The sequence below is a fragment of the Commensalibacter sp. ESL0382 genome (genome assembly GCF_009725775.1).
GTDB lineage: Bacteria > Pseudomonadota > Alphaproteobacteria > Acetobacterales > Acetobacteraceae > Commensalibacter > Commensalibacter melissae.
Genome location: NZ_WNII01000011.1, coordinates 112,748 through 133,034, shown reverse-complemented (window position 1 = coordinate 133,034; position 20,287 = coordinate 112,748). Strand labels below are relative to the sequence as shown.

Below are 20,287 nucleotides of genomic sequence, written 5' to 3'. Positions count from 1 at the left end.
ATGAATTCGGTATTAAAAATTTCAGCATCAGGACCAGGTGAAGCCGCTATTACCGTAATAAGTAAGGCAGATTTGAAGGGACAGAATTTTAATATTACATTTCCACAATTTCCCTCAATTCCTGTTCAAAAGGTTATACGTCAGGAACAACAAGGAAATGATCTAGTTTTATTTATTGAAGCTGACCGTTTATGTGATTTACTGGAGGCGGGGAGCCCATGCCAGATCAAGGTTCCGGAACTGGATCTTGTCCAAACCGTAATCTGGCCTCCCATTATCGGCAAACGAAGTGTTTCCAGAAAAGTTGTTGAAAATAAAAAAATAGATGATGTCAGCAGTTCCGGGAAAGAGAAAAAAAATTTAGAAATAGTTAATAAAATAAATGGGCAACAAGAAGAACCCACTGTTTCCCTGGATCAATCGGGAGCTGAACCGGATATAGAAACTGTTGTAATGGATACTGAAAATAATCGAGTTAATCAGAATGAAAACAAACCTGATTTACCGGTTATAAATCCAGAGATACAAAAGAAACGCCCCATTTTTCCACAGAAAGAGGATTTATTGAATAGTGAAAATCTGCATGGAGAATCAAACAAGACCAGAAGCAAACTACCCTGGATAATTTTAGGATCAGGTTTGGGTCTTTTGTCGTTATTCAGCATTGGAACAGGAATTTATATAAAAAAACATCATGTTCCCAATAAAAATCCTTCTGTTAAGGAAAAAACTTTAGAAAACAAACCAGTAATAAAACAGAGTAATGATAAAAAGAATAATGATGATGGAAAACAATCTGAAAATTCCCAGAAGCAATCTTTTCCTGAATCAACCAAATCCAATTCCCAAAACAAGGCGGAGAATTTGGAATTGATGCCATTACAGGATGTTCTTAGTAAAGCTCCCAGCACATTGGCTATTACTAAAGAGGGGGAAAGGCGGTTAGAAAATAAGCAGGCTGATGATGGAATTTTGTTATTGGAAAATGCAGCATCCAAGGGGGAAAGTGAAGCAATGGTCAAGTTGGGTTTACTTTACAGTCCTGTAAATTTCAAGGTGGATGGTCCCATTCCCAGTCCTGATATGCGTGAAGCGGCACGATATTTCCAGATGGCTGCCCAAAAAGGGTCTCAAGAAGTTGGTGCCCCACGTCAAGCATTGTATGACTGGTTAAGTAAAAAAGCTGAAACTGGGGACGAGATGGCCCGTCTTACGTTAAAGGACTTTTGGCAGTGAGAAAAATTCTGAATAAATCATTAATTCTTTCGCTATTGTATTTTTCAGTAATAGAAAGTTCCTCAGTTATTTATGCTGATCCTGCTGTTTCCCCATCCTCCACACCATTGCTTATGGAAGGAAAACATAATCTTTATCAAAAAATCATAACTAGACCTGGTGTTGTCTTATCAGATTCACCCTCAAATCAGAATGCGAAACCGATTGAGGGCTTCAAGGTTTTTTATGTTTATAAACGTCAGAAAGATACACAGGGAAATGAAGATTGGTTGCAGGTTGGAAGCGATACCCAGGGTCATATTGTAGGCTGGGTGCCAGCTGATAAAGTAATTAACTGGGCGCATACAATGGTTGGTGCCTTTACCAATCCGGCTGGACGCGAGCGTTCATTGTTCATGAAAAATGAGCAGGATGAAAAACAGATACTGCTGGATCAATCTGGTGGGGATAAAGCCAAGGAATTAGCAAAAAATGCACTGGCCGGTAATCCTGGCCCGGTGATAGCCATGGAACCTGAAACATATGTAGATATCACTCATAATTTCTATTTGTTGCCAATTCTTGATGCCCAGCAGATAGATCGTCCAAGTGGTCCTCCATTACGTTTGCTTCATGTCGTTTCTGCTCCGTCACAAAAAAGCAAGCCTGATTCATCACCAGCGAATTTGAGGAATTTCAAGGCCAGTTTGGTGTTTGTTATGGATACGACTGTAAGTATGGAACCCTATATTGAACAAACTCAGGCAGCGGTTAAATCATTGATTAATTCAATAAAAAATACAGCGGTTAAAGATAATTTTCGTTTTGGATTGGTTGCCTTTCGGGACAGTTTGAAAGATAATCCGTCACTGGAATATGAAACAAAGGTTTTTGCAAGACCCGATTTCAAGCAACCTGTGGATAGTGTTAACAATGCCATAGCTTCTGTTCATGATGCAAAAGTTTCGTCAAAATCTTTTGACGAGGATGCTATCGCTGGAATTAAAACCGCACTTGATAAAATTGACTGGAATCAATCAGCTGGTAAATATATTATTCTGGTGACGGATGCAGGTGCAAGGGAGGCAAATGATCCTCACAGTATAACTAAACTGGGAATTGAAGAAATCAAACAGCTTGCTGAATCGAAAGGTGTTGCTGTATTTGTTGTTCATTTATTAACGCCTGCAGGTCAGAAAATCAATAATCATACTAGGGCCGCAAGCCAATATAGAAAGCTAAGTCAGTTTGGTACGGCTGGATCCTTATATTTTCCTGTTAGGGGGGGGACACCAGAGGCTTTTTCAGAAGTGATTCAGACCCTCACAATGGCATTATTGCAACAGGTGGCGGATACAACAGGTAGACCTATAGCAGGATTGAATCCGTCAAAGAAAAATGCTCAATCTAAAAAAGCAGAGGATCAAATCAAAGTTGTCAGCCAGGCTATGCGTCTTGCCTATATGGGTAAGGAGGAAAATACTTCCGTTCCTGATGTGATTTCGAGTTATACTACAGATCGGGATTTGACTAATCCAGTTAAAAAGGCCATTGAAGTTCGTGTTCTCTTAACCAAAAACCAGTTGTCAGATTTAGCCCAATCCTTACAGATCATCTTGAAAACAGGATTAGCGGGAAGAACCGAACCACAGACATTTTTTACCCAACTTCGTTCAGCCTTTGCAACAGCGGCCCGTGATCCGCAAAAAATTTCTCAATCTAAAAATATTGGCGGATTACTGGGAGAATATTTGCAAGGTTTACCTTATAAGTCGGATATCATGAACATTTCGGAACAGGATTGGCTGGCAATGGGAGCAATTGCGCAAAGAACAGTTCTGAATAATGTCGAAAGCCGTTTACGACTTTATCAGGAATATGAGTCTCATCCTGATCTTTGGGTACAGTTAACTGGAAGCAAAGATCCTGGTGAAGCGGTTTATCCTGTTCCCTTGGAAGCCTTGCCTTGATGAGAGAATTTTCGGGAAATCCCTTTATTTTTCTTGATAATGTTGCATATGAATTTTCTGACGGAATCAAAATCAATATTGATCATGCAGAAATTAAACATGGTGATCGTATACTCATTTCCGGTCCTTCAGGATGTGGTAAAAGTACGATATTGGGAATGTTATCCTTATCCTTGAAACCGACAAAAGGACGTAATTTCTATTTTGAACAAAATGATATTTTAAAATTATGGAATAATTACAGACGGGATCAATTGGCTCATTTAAGGTCAGCATATTTTGGTTTTGTTCCGCAAACAGCAGGCCTAATTCCTTTTATAACTGTAAAGGAAAATATAACTCTACCCTTATCGATTATTGGAAAAAAGAACAAAGTCTGGTTTGATCAGTTGATTACCTTTCTTGAAATTGGACCAATTTTATCTAAAAAGCCATGTCAGGTATCTGTTGGCCAGCGTCAAAGGGTGGCTGTTGCAAGAGCATTAATCAATAGACCCATGATTGTTTTAGCGGATGAACCCACGGCTTCTGTTCATCCCACTCTAGCCGACGAAATTTTACATTTATTGGTTGAGACAGTAACGGAGGCTGGATCTGTTTTAATCATGACCTCACATGATGTTAAACGGGCGTTACAATATGGTTTAAAGGAGATGGCGTGTAATATTGACAATAAAACGAAAATAACACGGTTACGGATCCATGCATAAAAATCTGCATTTATTTTTATCCGCTAAACTTGCCTGGAAAGACTTGAAAAATGAACCAATTTTATCATTATGCCATATTCTGGGCATTGTCGCAGTTTTGGCCCCTTTAATTGTCATTGCCGGATTAAGAAGTGGTGTATTAACCAGTATTAGGCAATCATTGCTTGAAGATCCTCATGTCAGGGAAATAGTCACAATATCCAATCGTAGTTTTTCCCTTAATGATATAAAGAACATTAATTCAAATAACGATATTGCATTTATCATGCCTCGAACCCGTACATTGGCAGCAAGTTTGTTTATGGAAAATATGACTGACAAGAATAATGGTGATGGCAGGCATATCATGTTAGTACCTTCAGCCAAAGGTGACCCATTGTTAGGTAATATTTCTGCTTTTATACAAGAAAATGATGAAATTTTATTATCAGCCTCAGCGGCCAGCTATTTGCATATTCATGATGGAGACCAAGTAAATGCCATTCTTGAAAGAATATATCATAATACTAAACAGCAGATAAATTTTCCTTTGAAAGTCGTATCTGTATTGCCACCCTCCGTTACAGATAAGGATTGCGCCTTTGTATCCTTGTCTTTGGCTGTTGCCGTGGAAACCTATCAGGATGGTATTGAAGACTGGCCCGTTCAAGTTAATAATTTCAAAATACCGCCAAATATCATGTATTCTGGTTTCCGGTTATATGCCAAAAATTTGACTGATGTGCCAAAATTAGACAGGAATCTACGTAATAACAATATAGATATCATATCAAGAGCAGGAGATGTTTCTGGATTATTATCGTTAACACAACGCTTGCAATATCTTTTCATCTTAATCGCGTCATTAGGAGGGAGCGGTTTATGTATTTCATTGGGATCTGGCCTTTGGGCAAATACCGAACGTAAACACAGATCTCTGGCTTTATTGCGCTATTCTGGATTTTCTTCATTGGATTTAATTTTTTTTCCACTTTTTCAATCTTTTATTCTTGCATTTTGCGGTCTGGCGATCTCGTTCGTTGCCGCGATAGGAGCAGGAGAACTGATCAATCATTTATTTAAAAATATTCTACCACAAAATCATGTTTTATTTTTGTTGAATAAGGAATTGATTTTGGCAACTATCTGTTTAACCTTTGGGGCAAGTTTCATAATCAGTTTTTTATCGGGAAAGAGAGCTGCCAAAATACAGCCATGGGAAGGGGTAATTGCTTTATGAAACAAATTGTTTTGATTATTGGACTTGGTATTGGATTTTTTCCTACTATTTCAAAAGCAATAAACGCATCATGGCCAAGTAAATTTATAGATATCCATCCAATGAAGGATGATTTTGTCTTGCCATTGCCTTGTGGAGGTAAAATGGTTTTTCGTAAGGTTGAAGTGCCAACAGAAGGTGGAGTTTTGGATGATTTACCAATTCAGATAGGACAATCTGAAACCCAGCAAGGTTATAGCGATTATATAAGGCAAGCGCAGCTTGCAGCACCATTTTCGAGCGGGGTGAATGGAAGTAATTTCTATTATATTGGGAAATATGACGTTACAAGAAATCAATATGATGCCATTCTAGATCAGGATTCATGTAAACAACCCGATCAGTCAGGACAGAAAGCTGTCAATAATATTTCATGGTTTGAGGCTCAAAATTTTGCGGAAAATTGGTCTATTTGGCTATTGCAACATGCTAAAAATTCATTGCCAAAACGTGGTAATAAATATGGTTATATCCGTTTACCTACAGAAGCGGAATGGTATTATGCTGCTCAGGGAGGCAACAAGGTTAGCGAAACGGATTTTCTTGCACCAACATGGCCAATGCCAGAAGGAATTGAAGAATATGTTATGGCTGGTTCGGAACTGGCAAATGGTCAGGTTCAAACGGTAGGTAGCATGAAACCAAATCCTTTGGGGTTATATGATATGTTGGGAGAAGTGGGGCAAATGATGCAGGATTATTATCATTTGAATCGTGTGGGACGTCAGCATGGATTAACAGGTGGAATAATAGTAAAAGGTGGAAATTATACATTTAATCCATCGGATCTCAATACGGCATTACGTGAGGAAATTCCTCTATATGACCAAAATACCAATCAACCGACACATCTCGCAACCATGGGTTTTAGAGTTGTTATTTCCGCACCTACATTGGGTAGCCTGCAAGAAACCAATCAGGCTTCATCAGAGTTTGATCAATTATTGCAAAAATCCCAAAAAGTGACAGCCAATACGCATCAGCTGATTGATAAGCTGAAGAAACAGACAACAGAGGCATCCTTAAAGGCCGGACTTGAACAGATATCAACACAACTGGATCAGGATGCCAGAGCTCGTAATGATTTCTTGGCGGCAACCATGCGTGCCCAAATTGAAGCGGCATCCGCTTTGGCACTAAATATTTGGGAGAATCAACATACAATATTGATTTTGGAAAAGGAATTATCGCTTTTGAATATGTTGAGCCAAAAACAAAAAAACGATATAAAATCAAACATTATCAATCATAAACAAATCTTAAATAATTCAATTGACGGGTATTTGGAAACTATACGTAAAATAGCAGATTCATCATCGATTATTGATAGAAAAAAACAATTCACCATGATTGAAACAGCATATAAAGCTAGAAAACTCAATAATCTGGCATTTTTTGCCAATCGAATACAGGTATTGCTCTCTTTACCAAAAAGTAAGTGGACAAATGTATATGTCCTGCAAGATATGAAAAATATTCAGTCAAATCAGGCAAGAGATTCTGTGAACATCAATAATAAAAACAATAATTGAAGTCCGTAAACTTAGTGTTACAGACCTCGAGAGAGAATCATGAGACAATACAGATTTGATCTCTTAGTCAGGATTTTTTTATTTTTTTAATGCATTTTCAATATAATCCAATCTCGATTGAAATGGATCAGTTTCAAATTTGATACCGGTTGTTGAAAAATTGAGTAATTTATCAGGATGAATTTTAAATTCGGAAAATTCCGATAATCCGTCTACTTTAGGTTTTGAATATTTTGCAAAATTGACCCAGTATTTTTTTATTGCTTCTGACATGGCATTGTCTTGAGGTGTCAAGGATGAGTATACTTTGTTCAACGTTCCAAAAACATAGGGTAATTCTGATGCATGAGGTGCCCCATAGGAAGTATAAGGACGGGCCGAACTGGTGATATAGGAAAAACGATAGCGATAGACAGGAACATTTTTACTGGCAATTTGTTGTGTCAATAACCGGGTCGGTTCAAGAATTTGAATATCGGCCATAAATTGATGCAAAATTCTGGTTTCGGATAATTTTCCATTCGGATTATAAATTTTATTGAGATCCTCTATATTCATTCCCAGCTTTTCTGCCAAATCTTTCAAACCGGATTGGTTAATCATAAAACCATCACCACTCGTATCACCGATTAATGTAGGAACAGGGTAAAAATCACCTTTTTCAAAAGCACTATCAAGGGATTGCTTCAACATGATACCATCAATAACCAATCCTGAAAAATAGTCAGGTTGTAGATCATCTAAATTCAATTTATCTACAATGGTTTCAGCAGGTAGCTTACGCAAGTTTTCCAATGCATATTCATCGTTTTGGATATTATTTTTTTTTGCGAAATTTAGGCCTGTTTTTTCTGCGTCATCAATGGTTCTGGGTGGGAAAAAGCGTGAATGCCCTGTTCCAGATTGAATAATGGCCTTATTAAATAAACCTTTTGCCTCTGAAATGGTCATTAGGGATATAATTGAGGCGCCGCCTGCAGATTCGCCAAATAAGGTGATATTATCGCTATCCCCCCCAAAAGAGGAAATATTTTTCTGTACCCATTGTAAAGCTGCAATTTGGTCCATAATTCCATAGTTTGCCCATTTGTTCTCCTCATTTTCTTGCTGCAAGTCCGGACGTGCAAAAAAACCAAAACGTCCAAGTCTATAATTGAAAGTGACAACTATAACCCCTTCATTTGCCATTGAACTGCCATCGAAGATTTCCTGATTACTTCCGCCGGAAACAAAACCACCGCCATGAATCCAGACCATTACAGGATATTTTTTTGGAGTTTCGTTTTTTTCAAAAAAGGATTTTGGCATCCAGATATTAAGATATAAGCAATCCTCGCTTGTTATAGGAAAGGTTTCTTTCTTATCCCATCGATTGGGATACTGACTGCAATTTGGTCCATATTCAGTGGTTGTTTTGATTCCCTGCCAATGCTGAACAGGCTGTGGGGGAAACCACCTGAATGAACGAACAGGAGGCGTGGCATACGGAATCCCTTTGAAAATAGCTAGTTGGTTATCAAAATATCCCTGAAGTTTTCCTTGATTATTTAATTCAATAAAAGGATGTGATGTTGATGCTGAAGTCATTGTAATAAGTGCCAAAGATGATAAAAATGTGAGAAAAAATTGAAATATTACTTTTTTTAAAAAAGGGTATTCATACATGCGTATTGTACTTTTATATGAAATGAACAAATCTGAATGTTTATAGGCCAGTTAACTCAAATAGTATAAATAAATATCTCTTTTATGATATAATTATCACCTTACAACAATTATCGTGATTCCAAAATTTATTAAAGGATTGGATCATGAACCCATTTGGTTTAGATTATTAGTATTTAATAAAATATTAAGGTAACGTATGTCCAGATCCTATTTTACTAAAATTATTATTGGCTGTTCCTGTTTTTCATTAATGGCATGTACACCTGCCTATAATCCAAATCTATCTCCCGAACAAAATCGACAAATGCAAAGAAATTCCCAATTCAATCAAACGCTTGGGACAGGAGCATTGAGCGGTGCAGCTCTTGGGGCTTTGGTGGGAGGTTTGGCTGGTCATGGTAAGGGGGCTTTGATTGGTTCATTAAGTGGAGCGGCATTGGGAACCGGTGCTGGATATGCTGTTGCACATCGTACAGAAAATCAGCAGTTACAGGAAGATCAATTAAACAAACAAATTGCCGCCGCTCATCAGATAGCTTTGAATGCAAGTAATGACGCGCAACAGGCATCGCTGCAGGTTGCTCAGTTACAGAGACAACTGGCAAACCTTAATAAACAGATAGCATCAAAAAAAATTACTGTTAGACAATATAAACAACAATTATCTCATTTTAATAATCAAAAAGCCCAATTAAACAATAAGATAAATTATTATTCTAAACAAAGTGACCAAATGCACCAATACGCTCAGATAGCTCATGATAATCGTTTTGAGCAGGAAGCACAATCAACAGATGCAGCAGTTAGCCGTTTAAAATATGCCGAGAATATTCTAGTGAATGGCATGAACAATCAACCTGCAGGTTGATTAAAATAAATTTTCAAAAGGATTTATTAATGAAATTCTATCAATTTATCATACCCTTAACTTCATTCATGATATTAACGAACTGTTCCAATCCTCAAAGTTGTGATCCTGATAAAACAAATTTTTTTAGCGGATTGGGATGTTCTGTTGGTAATGGTTATAATAAACGCTCCCAGAATTTGAATAATCAATTGCAATATGAACAGCAAAATGCGGTAAACCAGCAACAAAATGCGGCTCAGGCTCATTCACAATCCATTGAATTGCAGTCCAGGTTAGAACAAAGACGCAATCAATTGACTCAAATAGATAATCAGGCTTGGGCTGCACGGAAAAAATTGCAGGATGCTCGAGCGAATCATAGTTTGACGCAACAGCAGTTAAATCAGAAACAAAAATTGCTGGATAATTACAATGCAAGAAGATCCAGGGTAAATGATGATCCTTCACAACAGGATCTAAATGCTCTGTCAGCAATCTTGGGTAAAATGTAATGAATAATTAGGTAGCTTTCCTAAATTTATGAAATATTGTAAAGGATGAGATCCAGCAGAGTATAAATATACTGATAATTATAAAACCTGCAGACCCTAGATTTTCTTGTAATTCTTGAATTTGATCCCAAAAAAATCCGGAAAGCTTGAATTTTTCCTGTAACAACCCTAGAATTTCAATTCCACCAATGACAGTCGCGATAAAAATTGAAAGGCCAGTCATGGTTAGATTATACCATAATTTCCTTAGTGGTTCTTTAAATGCCCAATTATAAGCACCTGTCATAACAATACTGTCTGTAGTGTCAATCAGGGTCATTCCGCAAGTAAATAAAAGCGGAAAAACCATAATATCCCACGTGGCCATGCCTTTAGCTGCCTGTATGGCGGCAATTCCCAATAAACCGATCTCGGTTGCAGTATCAAATCCCAAACCGAAAAGAAAACCCAATGGTAACATATGCCATTCCTTGGACACCATGCGAAAGGCGGGTTTTAAAATTCTCGATAAAAATCCTCTTGAAGCGAGTATATTATCCATATCCTCGATTGAATAGGATTTATTTGCACGAAAATCTTTGAATATTTTCCAAATTTTCAAAAATATAAAAAAATTGATAAATGCTATGATCAACAAGAAACTGCCGGATACCAAAGTCGCTAAGGTGCCACCAATTAATTGGAATTCATCAATTTGTGTTTTGAACCGATTGGCAAAAGTTGCAACGAGCAGACAAAAAAGAATAACTATACTTGAATGACCAAGAGCAAACCATAATCCAGTGGCAAGGGAAGGTTTTTTATGTTGGGTAAATTGTCTGACAACATTATCAATGGCAGCAATGTGGTCTGCATCCACTGCATGACGTAAACCGAATACCCAAGCCAAAAACGCTGTGTTGAGAAGAAGAGGTGATTGGTAAAATGATTTCAGTGCCCAAATCCATGCAAATATATTTGCAAGTATCAAGAAAAAATAAATGGAAATGACAGATTTTACCGGACGTTTAGGAGAAATTCGCATCAAAATCCTTGAGATATATATTAAAACCCCTTTTATTAAAGTAATTTAACCTTAAATAAAAGGGGCATTAAGATTCAGATTTTAATTTTTTTTACACCGTAAAAGCGAGAGAGCTGCAAAGATACCAACACCATCAAGAGCGAGATCCTGTTTTCTTTTATGTTTCAAACCTGCAGCAAACATGCATGTTGCAGCTGCCAATAGGGTAAGAGCGCCCAATTTAGAGGTTTTTTTGCATAAAAGCATTGATGCCCCAGCAACTTCAAGGCCACCAACTATTTTCATATTGGTTTGAGACCAATTCATTTCAGAAAATCTTTTTTCTTGGATGCTAGCGCCTAAAACCTTGCTTGTTCCACATGCAGCAAATCCCAAACCAACAAGGGTTTTAAAGATTTTTTTGCAACATTTAGCCATAATTATAATCTCCTAAATATGAATATTTTGTAAATAAGTGTAACAATTACCATTCCAAGAAATTAAGTAAATAAATTTGAAATGAACTTATTTAAAACTGTAAATATATTTTACAAAATGCCTGTAAGAAAATCTATATAAATCGAAGATTATGATAAATTAAGCTACAGCTTGTTTTAATGCCGCCGTAATTTCTTTCGTAGTTACATCACCTCCCAAGTCACGGGTTCTGACTTTATCCTCTACAACAACCTTATGAATTGCCTTATCAATTCTTTTTGCAAGATCGTCACGCTTAACATGTTTCAACATTAAGGCTGCGGCTCTCAACACAGCGATAGGATTGGCGCAGTTTTTACCTGCTATATCTGGAGCGGAACCATGAACAGCCTCAAACATTGCCGCTTTTTCACCGATATTAGCGCCTGGTGCAAGACCCAGCCCACCTGTTAAACCTGATGTCAGGTCTGATAGAATATCCCCGAAGAGATTGGTTGTAACGATTACATCGTAGGTTTCGGGTTTTATAACCAGTTCCATCGAACAGGCATCAACAATACGTTCCTCACAGGCAATTTTGCCTTCGTATTCCTTGGCAACCTTGCGACCCTCTTCAAGAAACAGACCGCATAATTCTTTAAGAATATTGGCCTTGTGAACAAGTGTAACCTTTTTACGATTGTTTTGCACTGCATAATCAAAGGCAAATTTAACAATTCTCCGGCATTCTTTACGTGAGGTGTAACCTGCACATGTGGCGATAGCTTTCAGATCATTATCAACAGGGATATGATTTTCCATGGCAGCATAAAAACCTTCGAGATTTTCACGTACTACAACAATGTCAATATTATCAAATCTGCCACCCTGAATAAGAGTTTTGGTGGGACGAACATTTGCATAAAGTCCGAATTCCCTGCGTAGGGTAACATTGATTGAACGGTAACCTTTACCTACAGGTGTTGTCAGGGGTCCTTTCAATACCAGGCCAGTTTTGTGAATACTCTCGATTGTTGACTGAGGCAATGGATCGCCTGATGCATCCACGCCAGCCATGCCCGCAAGTTGTCTGTCCCATTTGAATGGTGCCTGAATGGCATCGAGAATTTCGATAGTTGCACCAACAATTTCGGGACCTATTCCATCGCCTGGGATAAGGGTGGCTGGAATTAGAGATTGATTTGACATAATTGTACCTTTGAATGATTCTAAATAAAAATTAAATCTATGTTAATTTCATATATTTTTATCATCGATCTCGGGGTTAATAAAGGCATCAACTATCAAATGAACGTGCACATTTTCATGAGCCATGTTTGCTCGTTTTTATTCAGATGAGGATAGATCAAATCGGTAATTTGTTTATGATAATTGTTTAACCAATTTTTTTCCTGTGGGGTTAACAAAGTTGAATTTATGATTTTCCAGTCAAAAGGGACAAGCGTTAAGGGTTTAAATTTCAAAAAGTTATCATAAGGAGCCTTGCAAACAAGTAAAAGATTTTCAAGACGGATACCATGATGTCCAGCAAGATAGTATCCTGGTTCATTGGAAAGAATCATTCCTTCTTTTAGGGAAATAGGAAAGGGTTGTGATGATATTCGACAGGGACCTTCATGTACGGAAAGATAACTTCCCACACCATGACCAGTTCCGTGATCATAATTCAAACCGTTCTGCCATAAAGCGTAACGTGCCAATACGTCAAGTTGACTCCCTGTTGTTCCAATTGGAAAAACGGCTGATGAAAGTGCGATATGGCCTTTTAGAACCATTGTTGCCTGTTCACGAATTGAGGAGGGGGCAAATTCTTTCCCCATCCAAATGGTGCGGGTGATATCTGTGGTTCCGTTTTTGTACTGCCCGCCACTGTCAATAAGGTAAAGCTGATTTTCCCTTATAATCGAGTGGTTTGTTTTTGTTGCTTGGTAATGGATAATCGCACCGTTGGAACCGGTGGCAGAGATTGCAGGAAAACTCTCCTCTTTGTAAAATTTTCCCCCGGTTTCTATTCTGAACTGGTTGAGTTTTTCTGCCACTACAGTTTCGGATTTATCAATACCTTGTTTCTCAAGCCAGAATAAAAAACGGCACATTGCAATACCATCCCTGATATGGGCATTTATGGCACCTTTTTGTTCAACTTGATTTTTGCATGACTTGGGCAACAGAATGGGATTTGTACGATAATGAATTGATATTTCTTGTTTTTCGAGAAGTTGAATAAATCCTATCGGTGTCTGATTTTTATCCAATCCTATGACAAAAGATGTGATTTTTCTTAAATCTGAATATATATCATTTCGTGAACATAATTTTACAGTGTGACCAAGAAAATCTGACAGTGTTTCGGAATATTGTTCCTGATCTGCATATAAACATACATGATCTCTATATAAAATTGCAAAAACAAGTGGGATAGGGCTATATGGAACATCGGAACCACGAATATTAAGAAGCCAGCATATAGAGGCTGGATCACAAAATATAAAAGCATCTTCATTGTTGAAAAGTAGTTCTTTTTGCAATTTTTCAATTTTATTATGATGTGATAAACCAGAAAATTCCAGAGGATGAGGTTCAATAGGTTGATTAGGATAGTCTGGTTGATCCAGCCAAAGTGTGTCTATTGGATTATCAGTTATTGGAACAAGTCTTATTTTATTATTTTGTAGTGATTCCAAGTTTTTTTGACTCATTAATCTTGGGTCATATCCTAATTTTAATTTTTGCAGATGATTGTGATCTAAGACCCATGCAAGAGGTGATTTATGGGAAATATGATGATATTCCCATAATTCTTGGTCAAGCTGCTGTTGCATTTGAAGAATATAGCGTCCATCTGAAAATACAGCAGCATTATCCGGCAATACAACAGCTATGCCTGCACTTCCCGTAAATCCAGTCAACCACGCAAGGCGTTCGGCATAAGGAGCGACATATTCATTGAGAAATTCATCCCCGCGATTGATTATAAATCCGTCAAGATGATCTTTTTTTAGTATGGAACGAAGCGAAGACAGTTTTTCTGTATGTTGCATAAGATGATTTTATTCAAGGTTATTAATGATCTTAATTTATTATTTTGTACATGAACAATAGATCCAGCCATTTTTCAAATTTTATTCCTGTTTGCGGTAAGATACCTGCATGTTTGAATCCGAACCATTCATGTAATCGTATCGAGGCCTGGTTATTGGCGGTTATGGCAGCGACCATGACATGTACATTATTTTGGGAGGCATAATTCACAAGATGCTTCATCAGTTTTTTGCCAAGTCCTTGACCCTGGGCTTCCGGAATCAGATAAACCGAATGCTCAACAGTATGTTTATACCCGTCATAGGCCCTGAAATGTCCATATGTTGCAAAACCGAGGATTTTTTGCTGTTCATTGACGGCAACAAAAATCGGGAATCCCTCTTTTTCATGGTTTTCGAACCATACTAGCTGTTCATCATAGGTGCGGACTTTTGTCATCCAGAAAGCCGTTCCATAAATAATCTCTCGATTAACGATCTGGAGGATACTGTTAAGATCCGTAATTAATGCATGGCGGATTTGAATCATGTTTCTCTCGGTTTTTTAAGAATTAATGTCGCCCAATGTCCCTGTGAAACTTTGTCTTCAAGTTTCAGACCCTGTTTTTGATGTGCGGACAATACCATTGCTGTTTGGGATACAAGTAGACCCGATAATATTGCTATACCTTCAGGCTGTAAATTTCTGGCTAGATTTCTGGCCATTTTACATAAGGGGCGTGCAAGAATATTGGCAAAAACAAGATCATATGGAGCTTGCTTTCGAATTGAAGGTGTCAGCCAACCATTACCAACCTCACAATGGACGAAATTCCCCAGTTTGTTTCTTTTAACATTTTCTCGGGCAGCTCGAACGGACCATGGTTCAATATCAACAGCCAGAACCTTTTGATGGAATAAGGCAGCTGCAGCCATTGCCAAAATTCCTGAACCACATCCAAGATCAAGAATTTTACGAGGTTTTTTATAAGCGATCTTTTCAAGGGCAATTAGGCATCCACGAGTTGAACCATGTTCACCAGATCCAAAAGCCACACCTGCATCAAGGGTTAAAACAACACGTGAAGAAGAGATTGGATCGTTTAAATGCGTGCCACGAATAATGAACATATTACCCACTTTTTGAGCAGGAAAAGATTCATATGTTTTTGCAAGCCATCCTTCTGTTTCAGTGGAATGTTTTTGGATTTCTGGAAAGAACTGGGTAAGGCCGCCTGCTAACGTAATTGCATTGTTAAGCTCTTTATCTCCATAGCCTGTATCCTTGATTCCTTCCAATCGCCAAAGATTCTTGTCTTCATTTTCCTCAAATATCCCTACGGTCGGGCAAACCGTGTTCAGGGCCTGTTCAAATATTTCAATATGTTTTTCTGGAACAATTAGTGAAATGGTTTCAAGCGCATTGGCATGTCGTTTAGTTTTTAATGTCATGATGTTTCCGTCACAAAGCTGTCTATAACGTTTTTAATTCCGGTTTTATCGAAATTGATTTCAAGCTTATTCTGTTCAGTCTTTAATACAGTTCCATAACCGAATTTTTGATGAAACACACGGGCACCTACAGGAATATTTTTAGATTTTGGCAAATTTTGACGTTGTTTATTCGGTGTAAAAATATTTCCAAAAGAAATGGTGTCTCGGGTTCCTTTTTCTTTTTTTCCAAAATTCAAATTATCAAAATAATTTGGATTACTATGGTTTCTATTGATTCTGATTGACGGATTTACAATAAACTGGCTGGGTAATTCTTCAATGAAACGGCTGGGAATTGCTGATTGCCAGTTTCCATAAATCTGGCGGTTTGCGGCATAGGATATCACCAGATTTCGCCTGGCACGGGTAATGCCAACATAAGCCAAACGTCTTTCCTCTTCCAAGCCATTCAATCCATTTTCATCCAGTGTGCGTTGTGAGGGAAAAAGGCCTTCCTCCCATCCCGGCAAAAAAACCGTATCAAATTCAAGGCCCTTGGCGGCGTGAAGTGTCATTAAATTGACCTTGTCATCTCCACTCAGTTCATCATTATCCATTATAAGAGAGATATGCTCCAAGAATTCATTCAAAGATTGAAATTCGGACATCGCCCGGAAAAGTTCCCTGATGTTTTCAAGTCTGCCTTCTGATTCAACAGAGTTGTTTTGCTGCCACATCTCAATATAGCCGCAATGATGAATCAGGTCATCAATCGCTTTGAAATGACCACCTTTTTCACTCGTGGATCTTGCCATTTCAAGTTGAAGCATCAGTTGATTCAGTTCACTCGCTACCTTACCCCTGATTATTCCCTGATTTAATGCTTGCTGTGCTGCCATCGTTAGGGAAATATTGGATTCTCGGGAAAGCAGATGCAATTTCTGAAGGGCGGCTTTGCCAATTCCGCGTTTCGGAACATTAATGATTCTTTCAAATGCCAAATCATCTGACGGCTGGGCGACAGTGCGCATGTAAGCGATGACATCGCGTATTTCAGCACGTTCATAAAACCTTACCCCGCTAATGATTTTATAGGGTATTCCCAATCTAATCATGCATTCCTCAAAAGGACGGGTTTGGGAACTGGTACGCATCAGGATTGCCATATCGCCAAATTGTTGTTCCTTTTTGTGAAAATCAATAATATTTTTACAAATGATTCTTGCCTCTTCATCGGAATCATAGGTTGAGAGAATTTTAACTTTTTCTCCTTCAACGGTGGCATTGGCAGCGTGAAGAGTTTTTCCCAATCGTTGCGAGTTAAATGATATCAAGCCTGATGCGGCACCAAGGATAGAGGAGGTTGAACGATAATTATTTTCCAAACGGATAATTTTAGCCCCTGGAAAATCCCTTTCAAATCTCAAAATATTGGTTATATCTGCCCCACGCCAGGAATATATGGATTGATCGTCATCTCCCACACAGCAAATATTGGCTTCTTGTCCATTTTTTTGGGCTAATAATTTTAACCACAAATATTGTATCATATTGGTGTCTTGATATTCATCAACCATAATATACGTAAAATAACGCTGATATTTTTCCAAGATATGTTGATGCTGGCTAAAAATATTAAACATATGCAGCATAAGATCGCCAAAATCACATGCGTTAATTTCCCGCAGGCGTTTTTGATAATGGGCATAAATTGTCTTGATTAGGGAATTTCCGGATTTATTTATTTCATCATTAGGCAAATTATCCGGTGAGTAACCCTTGTCTTTCCAGAACTGGATTGTACCAAGAATTAACTGTGGGGATACTCTTTTTGTGTCGATTGAATAAGCGGGTGTAATTTGCTTGATTAGGCGTAATTGATCATCTGTGTCCAGAATGGTGAAATTAGAGGTTAATTTGACAAGTGTAGCATTTTGCCTTAACATCCTTGCACATATTTTATGAAAACTTCCCAGCCATAATCCCTCGACTGGCTTATTTATAAGGCTGGCAATTCTTTCGCTCATTTCTCTTGAAGCTTTATTGGTAAAAGTCACCGCTAAAATCTGATTGGGATACGCTTTTCCTGAAAGGAGAATATGGGCAAAACGTGATGTTAAAACACGAGTTTTACCGGTTCCGGCACCAGCCAGCACTAGAATAGGACCTTCTGTTGTTTCAACAGCTTTTTTTTGCGTTTCGTTAAGTTGGCTTAGATATTGGGTCATTACGCTTTACAGGATTGAATTAATTTTCAATATTGTTGATAAGGTGATTGATGAAATCAAATGATAACAGGTTGAACATATTAATGGATCATAATTCTTCTTTACCCTCGAATGATAAAGGAAGCAAACCTTTTAAAAATTTGGACGGTAGGGGACATCGCAACCGTATGCGTTCAAAAATTTTATCCAGGGGAACAGATGTTCTCGAAGATTACGAGATCCTTGAAATGCTGTTATATTCAGTCATTCCCAGAAAGGATACAAAACCTTTGGCAAAACAGTTGATTAACCAGCATGGTTCTTTGGGGCATGTTATCAAAGCAAATACAGATTGTATTGATCAGATCATATACAGTAAGAGATTTACTGAATTGATACAATTCATTCAATTGGTGGCTTTGCGTCTATGCATGTCTGATTTAATTGTGCCAACAAGTTTTAAACGCTTGAATGAAATGGTTGTTTTTTTGGAAAAAAACTTTCCAAAACAGGATAAAATCAATCTTAAATCCTTGAGGATAATTTATTTAAACAGTCAATATAACTTCATCAAAGAATATTTTATGGTGTATCCATCAAAAAATTCTGTTGCGTCTATACTAAAGAAAGCAATTGAAAATGATGCGGCTCAAATTGTATTGGTACATTATGTTAATGACGAAATAAATCCTGATATGAAATATCAGATTGAACAATTCTCCAAAATGTTGCAATCAAAGGTTGGTTTTTTTGATTTAAATCTCAGTGAACATTTATTTTGTGTTAATCATCATTATGTTAGTATATTAAAATAATCCAGAACCCAACAAACTGACTGCGTTTATGTTTTACAAATCAAAATCATCCAGTATTTTATCAGTCAATGATCCTGATCCTGTGAATATGATAAACCGACATTCGATTTCACCCTTTTTGATTATTTGTGATCATGCAGGGAAATTCATTCCTGAAAAACTAAATAACCTTGGATTGGAGCCAAATGATCTTGAGCGACATATTGCTTTTGATATTGGAATAAAAGGGGTAGGGAAAAAACTTGCAAAAAAATTAAATGCCACGTTAATTCTTCAAAACTATTCAAGACTTGTCATTGATTGCAACAGAAATCCAAATCATGAAAACCTGATTATTGAAATTAGCGATAAAACAGTTATAAAAGGTAATCTTGATTTGTCTGATGAGGAAAAAAAATCACGTGTTTCATCAATTTACAATTCCTATCATGCTTGTATTGAACAGGATATTGAACGTCGACAAAATGCGCAGATTTCAACCTGTTTAATAGCGCTGCACAGTTTTACACCTCAAATGGATAATATTGAAAGACCTTGGCATGCGGGTATTTTGCATGATCGTTATCCGGAATTCGGATTAATATTCAAAAAATATCTTGAGCGATATTATGAATTTCCAATTGGAGATAATGAACCCTATCGATTAAATGAGAAGAATGATTATTCTGTTCCTTGTCATGCGTTTGGAAGAAAATTGCCATATTTGGAACTGGAGATTCGACAGGATTTAATAAGATCGGAAATTCAGCAAAGGGAATGGGCGGTTCGTCTGGCTTACTTATTGCCACTGACTTTACAGGAATACGGAAAAAGATGAATATTATAACAGGAAAGGCTAAAGTGGCTGCGGTTCTTGGATGGCCAGTTGAACATTCCCGATCTCCTCTGCTTCATAATTTTTGGTTGAATCGGTATGGAATTGACGGGGTTTACATTCCTCTGGCCGTTAAGCCTGAAAATTTCAAAAAAGTCATAATTGGCCTGTCAGCTTCGGGATTTAAAGGATGCAATATAACCATCCCCAATAAAGAAATTGCCTTTTCATGTTGTGATGAGGTTGATGAAATCGCGAGGAAAATAGGTTCTGTCAATACCTTGACTTTTAAAAATGACGGTAAGATATTTGGCACTTCTACAGATGGTGCTGGTTTTATAGAATCCCTTAGGGATCATAACATCAGAATTAAAAATTGTAATGTACTAATACTTGGAGCGGGTGGGGCTGCACGTTCGGTTATTTCATCGCTTGCCCATGAGAAAGCGAAGATTACAATAGCAAATCGCACAAATTCCAGGGCATTGCAGCTTGCTCAAGATCTTGGGACAGGTAATGTCATCGCATGGGATGCCTGGACATCTTTATTGGGTCAATATGACTTACTGGTAAATACAACCTCTTTGGGAATGGAAGGGAAAGAAAGTTTTGATTTTGATCTATCCAAAGCAAAATCAGGTTTGGTTGTTACGGATATTGTCTATGTTCCTCGTTTAACCCCTCTGTTAAAAGTGGCAAAAGAATTCAATTTGAAGACCATTGAAGGATTGGGGATGCTGCTTCACCAGGCCCGTTTCGGTTTTCGCGAATGGTTTGGAGTGGATCCCAAGGTTGATTCCGAGACAATCGAATATGTTGCCAAAACAATTAGAGAATAATA

Annotated in this window: 18 protein-coding genes; 10 read left to right on the top strand and 8 right to left on the bottom strand. The window is 37.7% G+C overall.

The features are described 5' to 3' along the window. From GM552_RS04860 to GM552_RS04840, 5 genes are read left to right on the top strand one after another with little or no spacing between them, the layout of a single operon-like run. Entirely contained in the window at positions 1-1,236 is a 1,236-nt protein-coding gene (locus GM552_RS04860) for a sel1 repeat family protein (protein ID WP_155565521.1), read from the top strand. Further along, the gene (locus GM552_RS04855; RefSeq protein ID WP_370533594.1) at positions 1,233-3,185 is read left to right on the top strand and encodes a vWA domain-containing protein; all 1,953 of its coding nucleotides are present in this window, start codon (positions 1,233-1,235) and stop codon (positions 3,183-3,185) included. Before GM552_RS04860 ends, GM552_RS04855 begins: the two co-directional genes overlap by 4 nt. Beyond that, entirely contained in the window at positions 3,185-3,895 is a 711-nt protein-coding gene (locus tag GM552_RS04850) for an ABC transporter ATP-binding protein (RefSeq protein ID WP_155565520.1), read from the top strand. Before GM552_RS04855 ends, GM552_RS04850 begins: the two co-directional genes overlap by 1 nt. Continuing rightward, entirely contained in the window at positions 3,888-5,114 is a 1,227-nt protein-coding gene (locus GM552_RS04845) for an ABC transporter permease (protein ID WP_155565519.1), read from the top strand. Before GM552_RS04850 ends, GM552_RS04845 begins: the two co-directional genes overlap by 8 nt. Further along, the gene (locus tag GM552_RS04840) at positions 5,111-6,685 is read left to right on the top strand and encodes an SUMF1/EgtB/PvdO family nonheme iron enzyme (RefSeq protein ID WP_196424855.1); all 1,575 of its coding nucleotides are present in this window, start codon (positions 5,111-5,113) and stop codon (positions 6,683-6,685) included. Before GM552_RS04845 ends, GM552_RS04840 begins: the two co-directional genes overlap by 4 nt. A gap of 78 nt (positions 6,686-6,763) precedes the next feature. On the opposite strand, the gene GM552_RS04835 is transcribed toward GM552_RS04840, so the two are convergent. Further along, the gene (locus GM552_RS04835; RefSeq protein ID WP_196424854.1) at positions 6,764-8,272 is read right to left on the bottom strand and encodes a carboxylesterase/lipase family protein; all 1,509 of its coding nucleotides are present in this window, start codon (positions 8,270-8,272) and stop codon (positions 6,764-6,766) included. Between the two features lie 277 nt (positions 8,273-8,549). Here GM552_RS04835 and GM552_RS04830 point away from each other — a divergent pair, with 277 nt between their 5' ends. Continuing rightward, the gene (locus GM552_RS04830) at positions 8,550-9,221 is read left to right on the top strand and encodes a glycine zipper domain-containing protein (RefSeq protein ID WP_230882757.1); all 672 of its coding nucleotides are present in this window, start codon (positions 8,550-8,552) and stop codon (positions 9,219-9,221) included. A 29-nt stretch (positions 9,222-9,250) separates the two neighbouring features. Further along, positions 9,251-9,715 (top strand): hypothetical protein, encoded by a 465-nt coding sequence (locus tag GM552_RS04825; protein ID WP_155565516.1) that lies wholly within the window; start codon positions 9,251-9,253, stop codon positions 9,713-9,715. Positions 9,716-9,722: 7 nt separating this feature from the next. Here the strand turns inward: GM552_RS04825 and GM552_RS04820 are convergent, their stop codons facing one another. From GM552_RS04820 to GM552_RS04790, 7 genes are all read right to left on the bottom strand, one after another. Next, a complete protein-coding gene (locus GM552_RS04820) occupies positions 9,723-10,739 on the bottom strand; it encodes a HoxN/HupN/NixA family nickel/cobalt transporter (RefSeq protein ID WP_155565515.1) in 1,017 nt (338 codons plus the stop codon). 81 nt (positions 10,740-10,820) lie between these two features. Further along, positions 10,821-11,156, bottom strand: coding sequence for a DoxX family protein (locus GM552_RS04815; RefSeq protein WP_110438064.1), 336 nt, complete (start codon positions 11,154-11,156; stop codon positions 10,821-10,823). A gap of 159 nt (positions 11,157-11,315) precedes the next feature. Beyond that, positions 11,316-12,344 carry an isocitrate/isopropylmalate dehydrogenase family protein gene (locus tag GM552_RS04810; protein WP_155565514.1) on the bottom strand — a complete coding sequence of 343 codons (1,029 nt, stop codon included), beginning with the start codon at positions 12,342-12,344 and terminating at the stop codon, positions 11,316-11,318. Positions 12,345-12,439: 95 nt separating this feature from the next. Further along, entirely contained in the window at positions 12,440-14,197 is a 1,758-nt protein-coding gene (locus tag GM552_RS04805; RefSeq protein ID WP_155565513.1) for an aminopeptidase P family protein, read from the bottom strand. A 31-nt stretch (positions 14,198-14,228) separates the two neighbouring features. Next, positions 14,229-14,726 carry a GNAT family N-acetyltransferase gene (locus GM552_RS04800; protein ID WP_110438061.1) on the bottom strand — a complete coding sequence of 166 codons (498 nt, stop codon included), beginning with the start codon at positions 14,724-14,726 and terminating at the stop codon, positions 14,229-14,231. After that, on the bottom strand, positions 14,723-15,628 hold the full coding sequence (locus GM552_RS04795; RefSeq protein ID WP_155565512.1) for a 50S ribosomal protein L11 methyltransferase: 906 nt from the start codon (positions 15,626-15,628) through the stop codon (positions 14,723-14,725). Before GM552_RS04795 ends, GM552_RS04800 begins: the two co-directional genes overlap by 4 nt. Further along, on the bottom strand, positions 15,625-17,838 hold the full coding sequence (locus GM552_RS04790) for an ATP-dependent helicase (protein ID WP_155565511.1): 2,214 nt from the start codon (positions 17,836-17,838) through the stop codon (positions 15,625-15,627). The genes GM552_RS04795 and GM552_RS04790 overlap by 4 nt, the downstream gene beginning before the upstream one ends. A 50-nt stretch (positions 17,839-17,888) precedes the next feature. Here GM552_RS04790 and GM552_RS04785 point away from each other — a divergent pair, with 50 nt between their 5' ends. The 3 genes from GM552_RS04785 to GM552_RS04775 are packed head-to-tail and all read left to right on the top strand — an operon-like array spanning position 17,889 to position 20,285. Then, positions 17,889-18,632, top strand: a complete 744-nt coding sequence (locus GM552_RS04785) for a JAB domain-containing protein (RefSeq protein WP_155565510.1) — start codon at positions 17,889-17,891, stop codon at positions 18,630-18,632. Positions 18,633-18,660: 28 nt separating this feature from the next. Continuing rightward, a complete protein-coding gene (locus tag GM552_RS04780; RefSeq protein WP_155565509.1) occupies positions 18,661-19,449 on the top strand; it encodes an N-formylglutamate amidohydrolase in 789 nt (262 codons plus the stop codon). After that, entirely contained in the window at positions 19,446-20,285 is an 840-nt protein-coding gene (locus GM552_RS04775; protein WP_155565508.1) for a shikimate dehydrogenase, read from the top strand. Before GM552_RS04780 ends, GM552_RS04775 begins: the two co-directional genes overlap by 4 nt. The last annotated feature ends 2 nt before the right edge of the window (positions 20,286-20,287 follow it).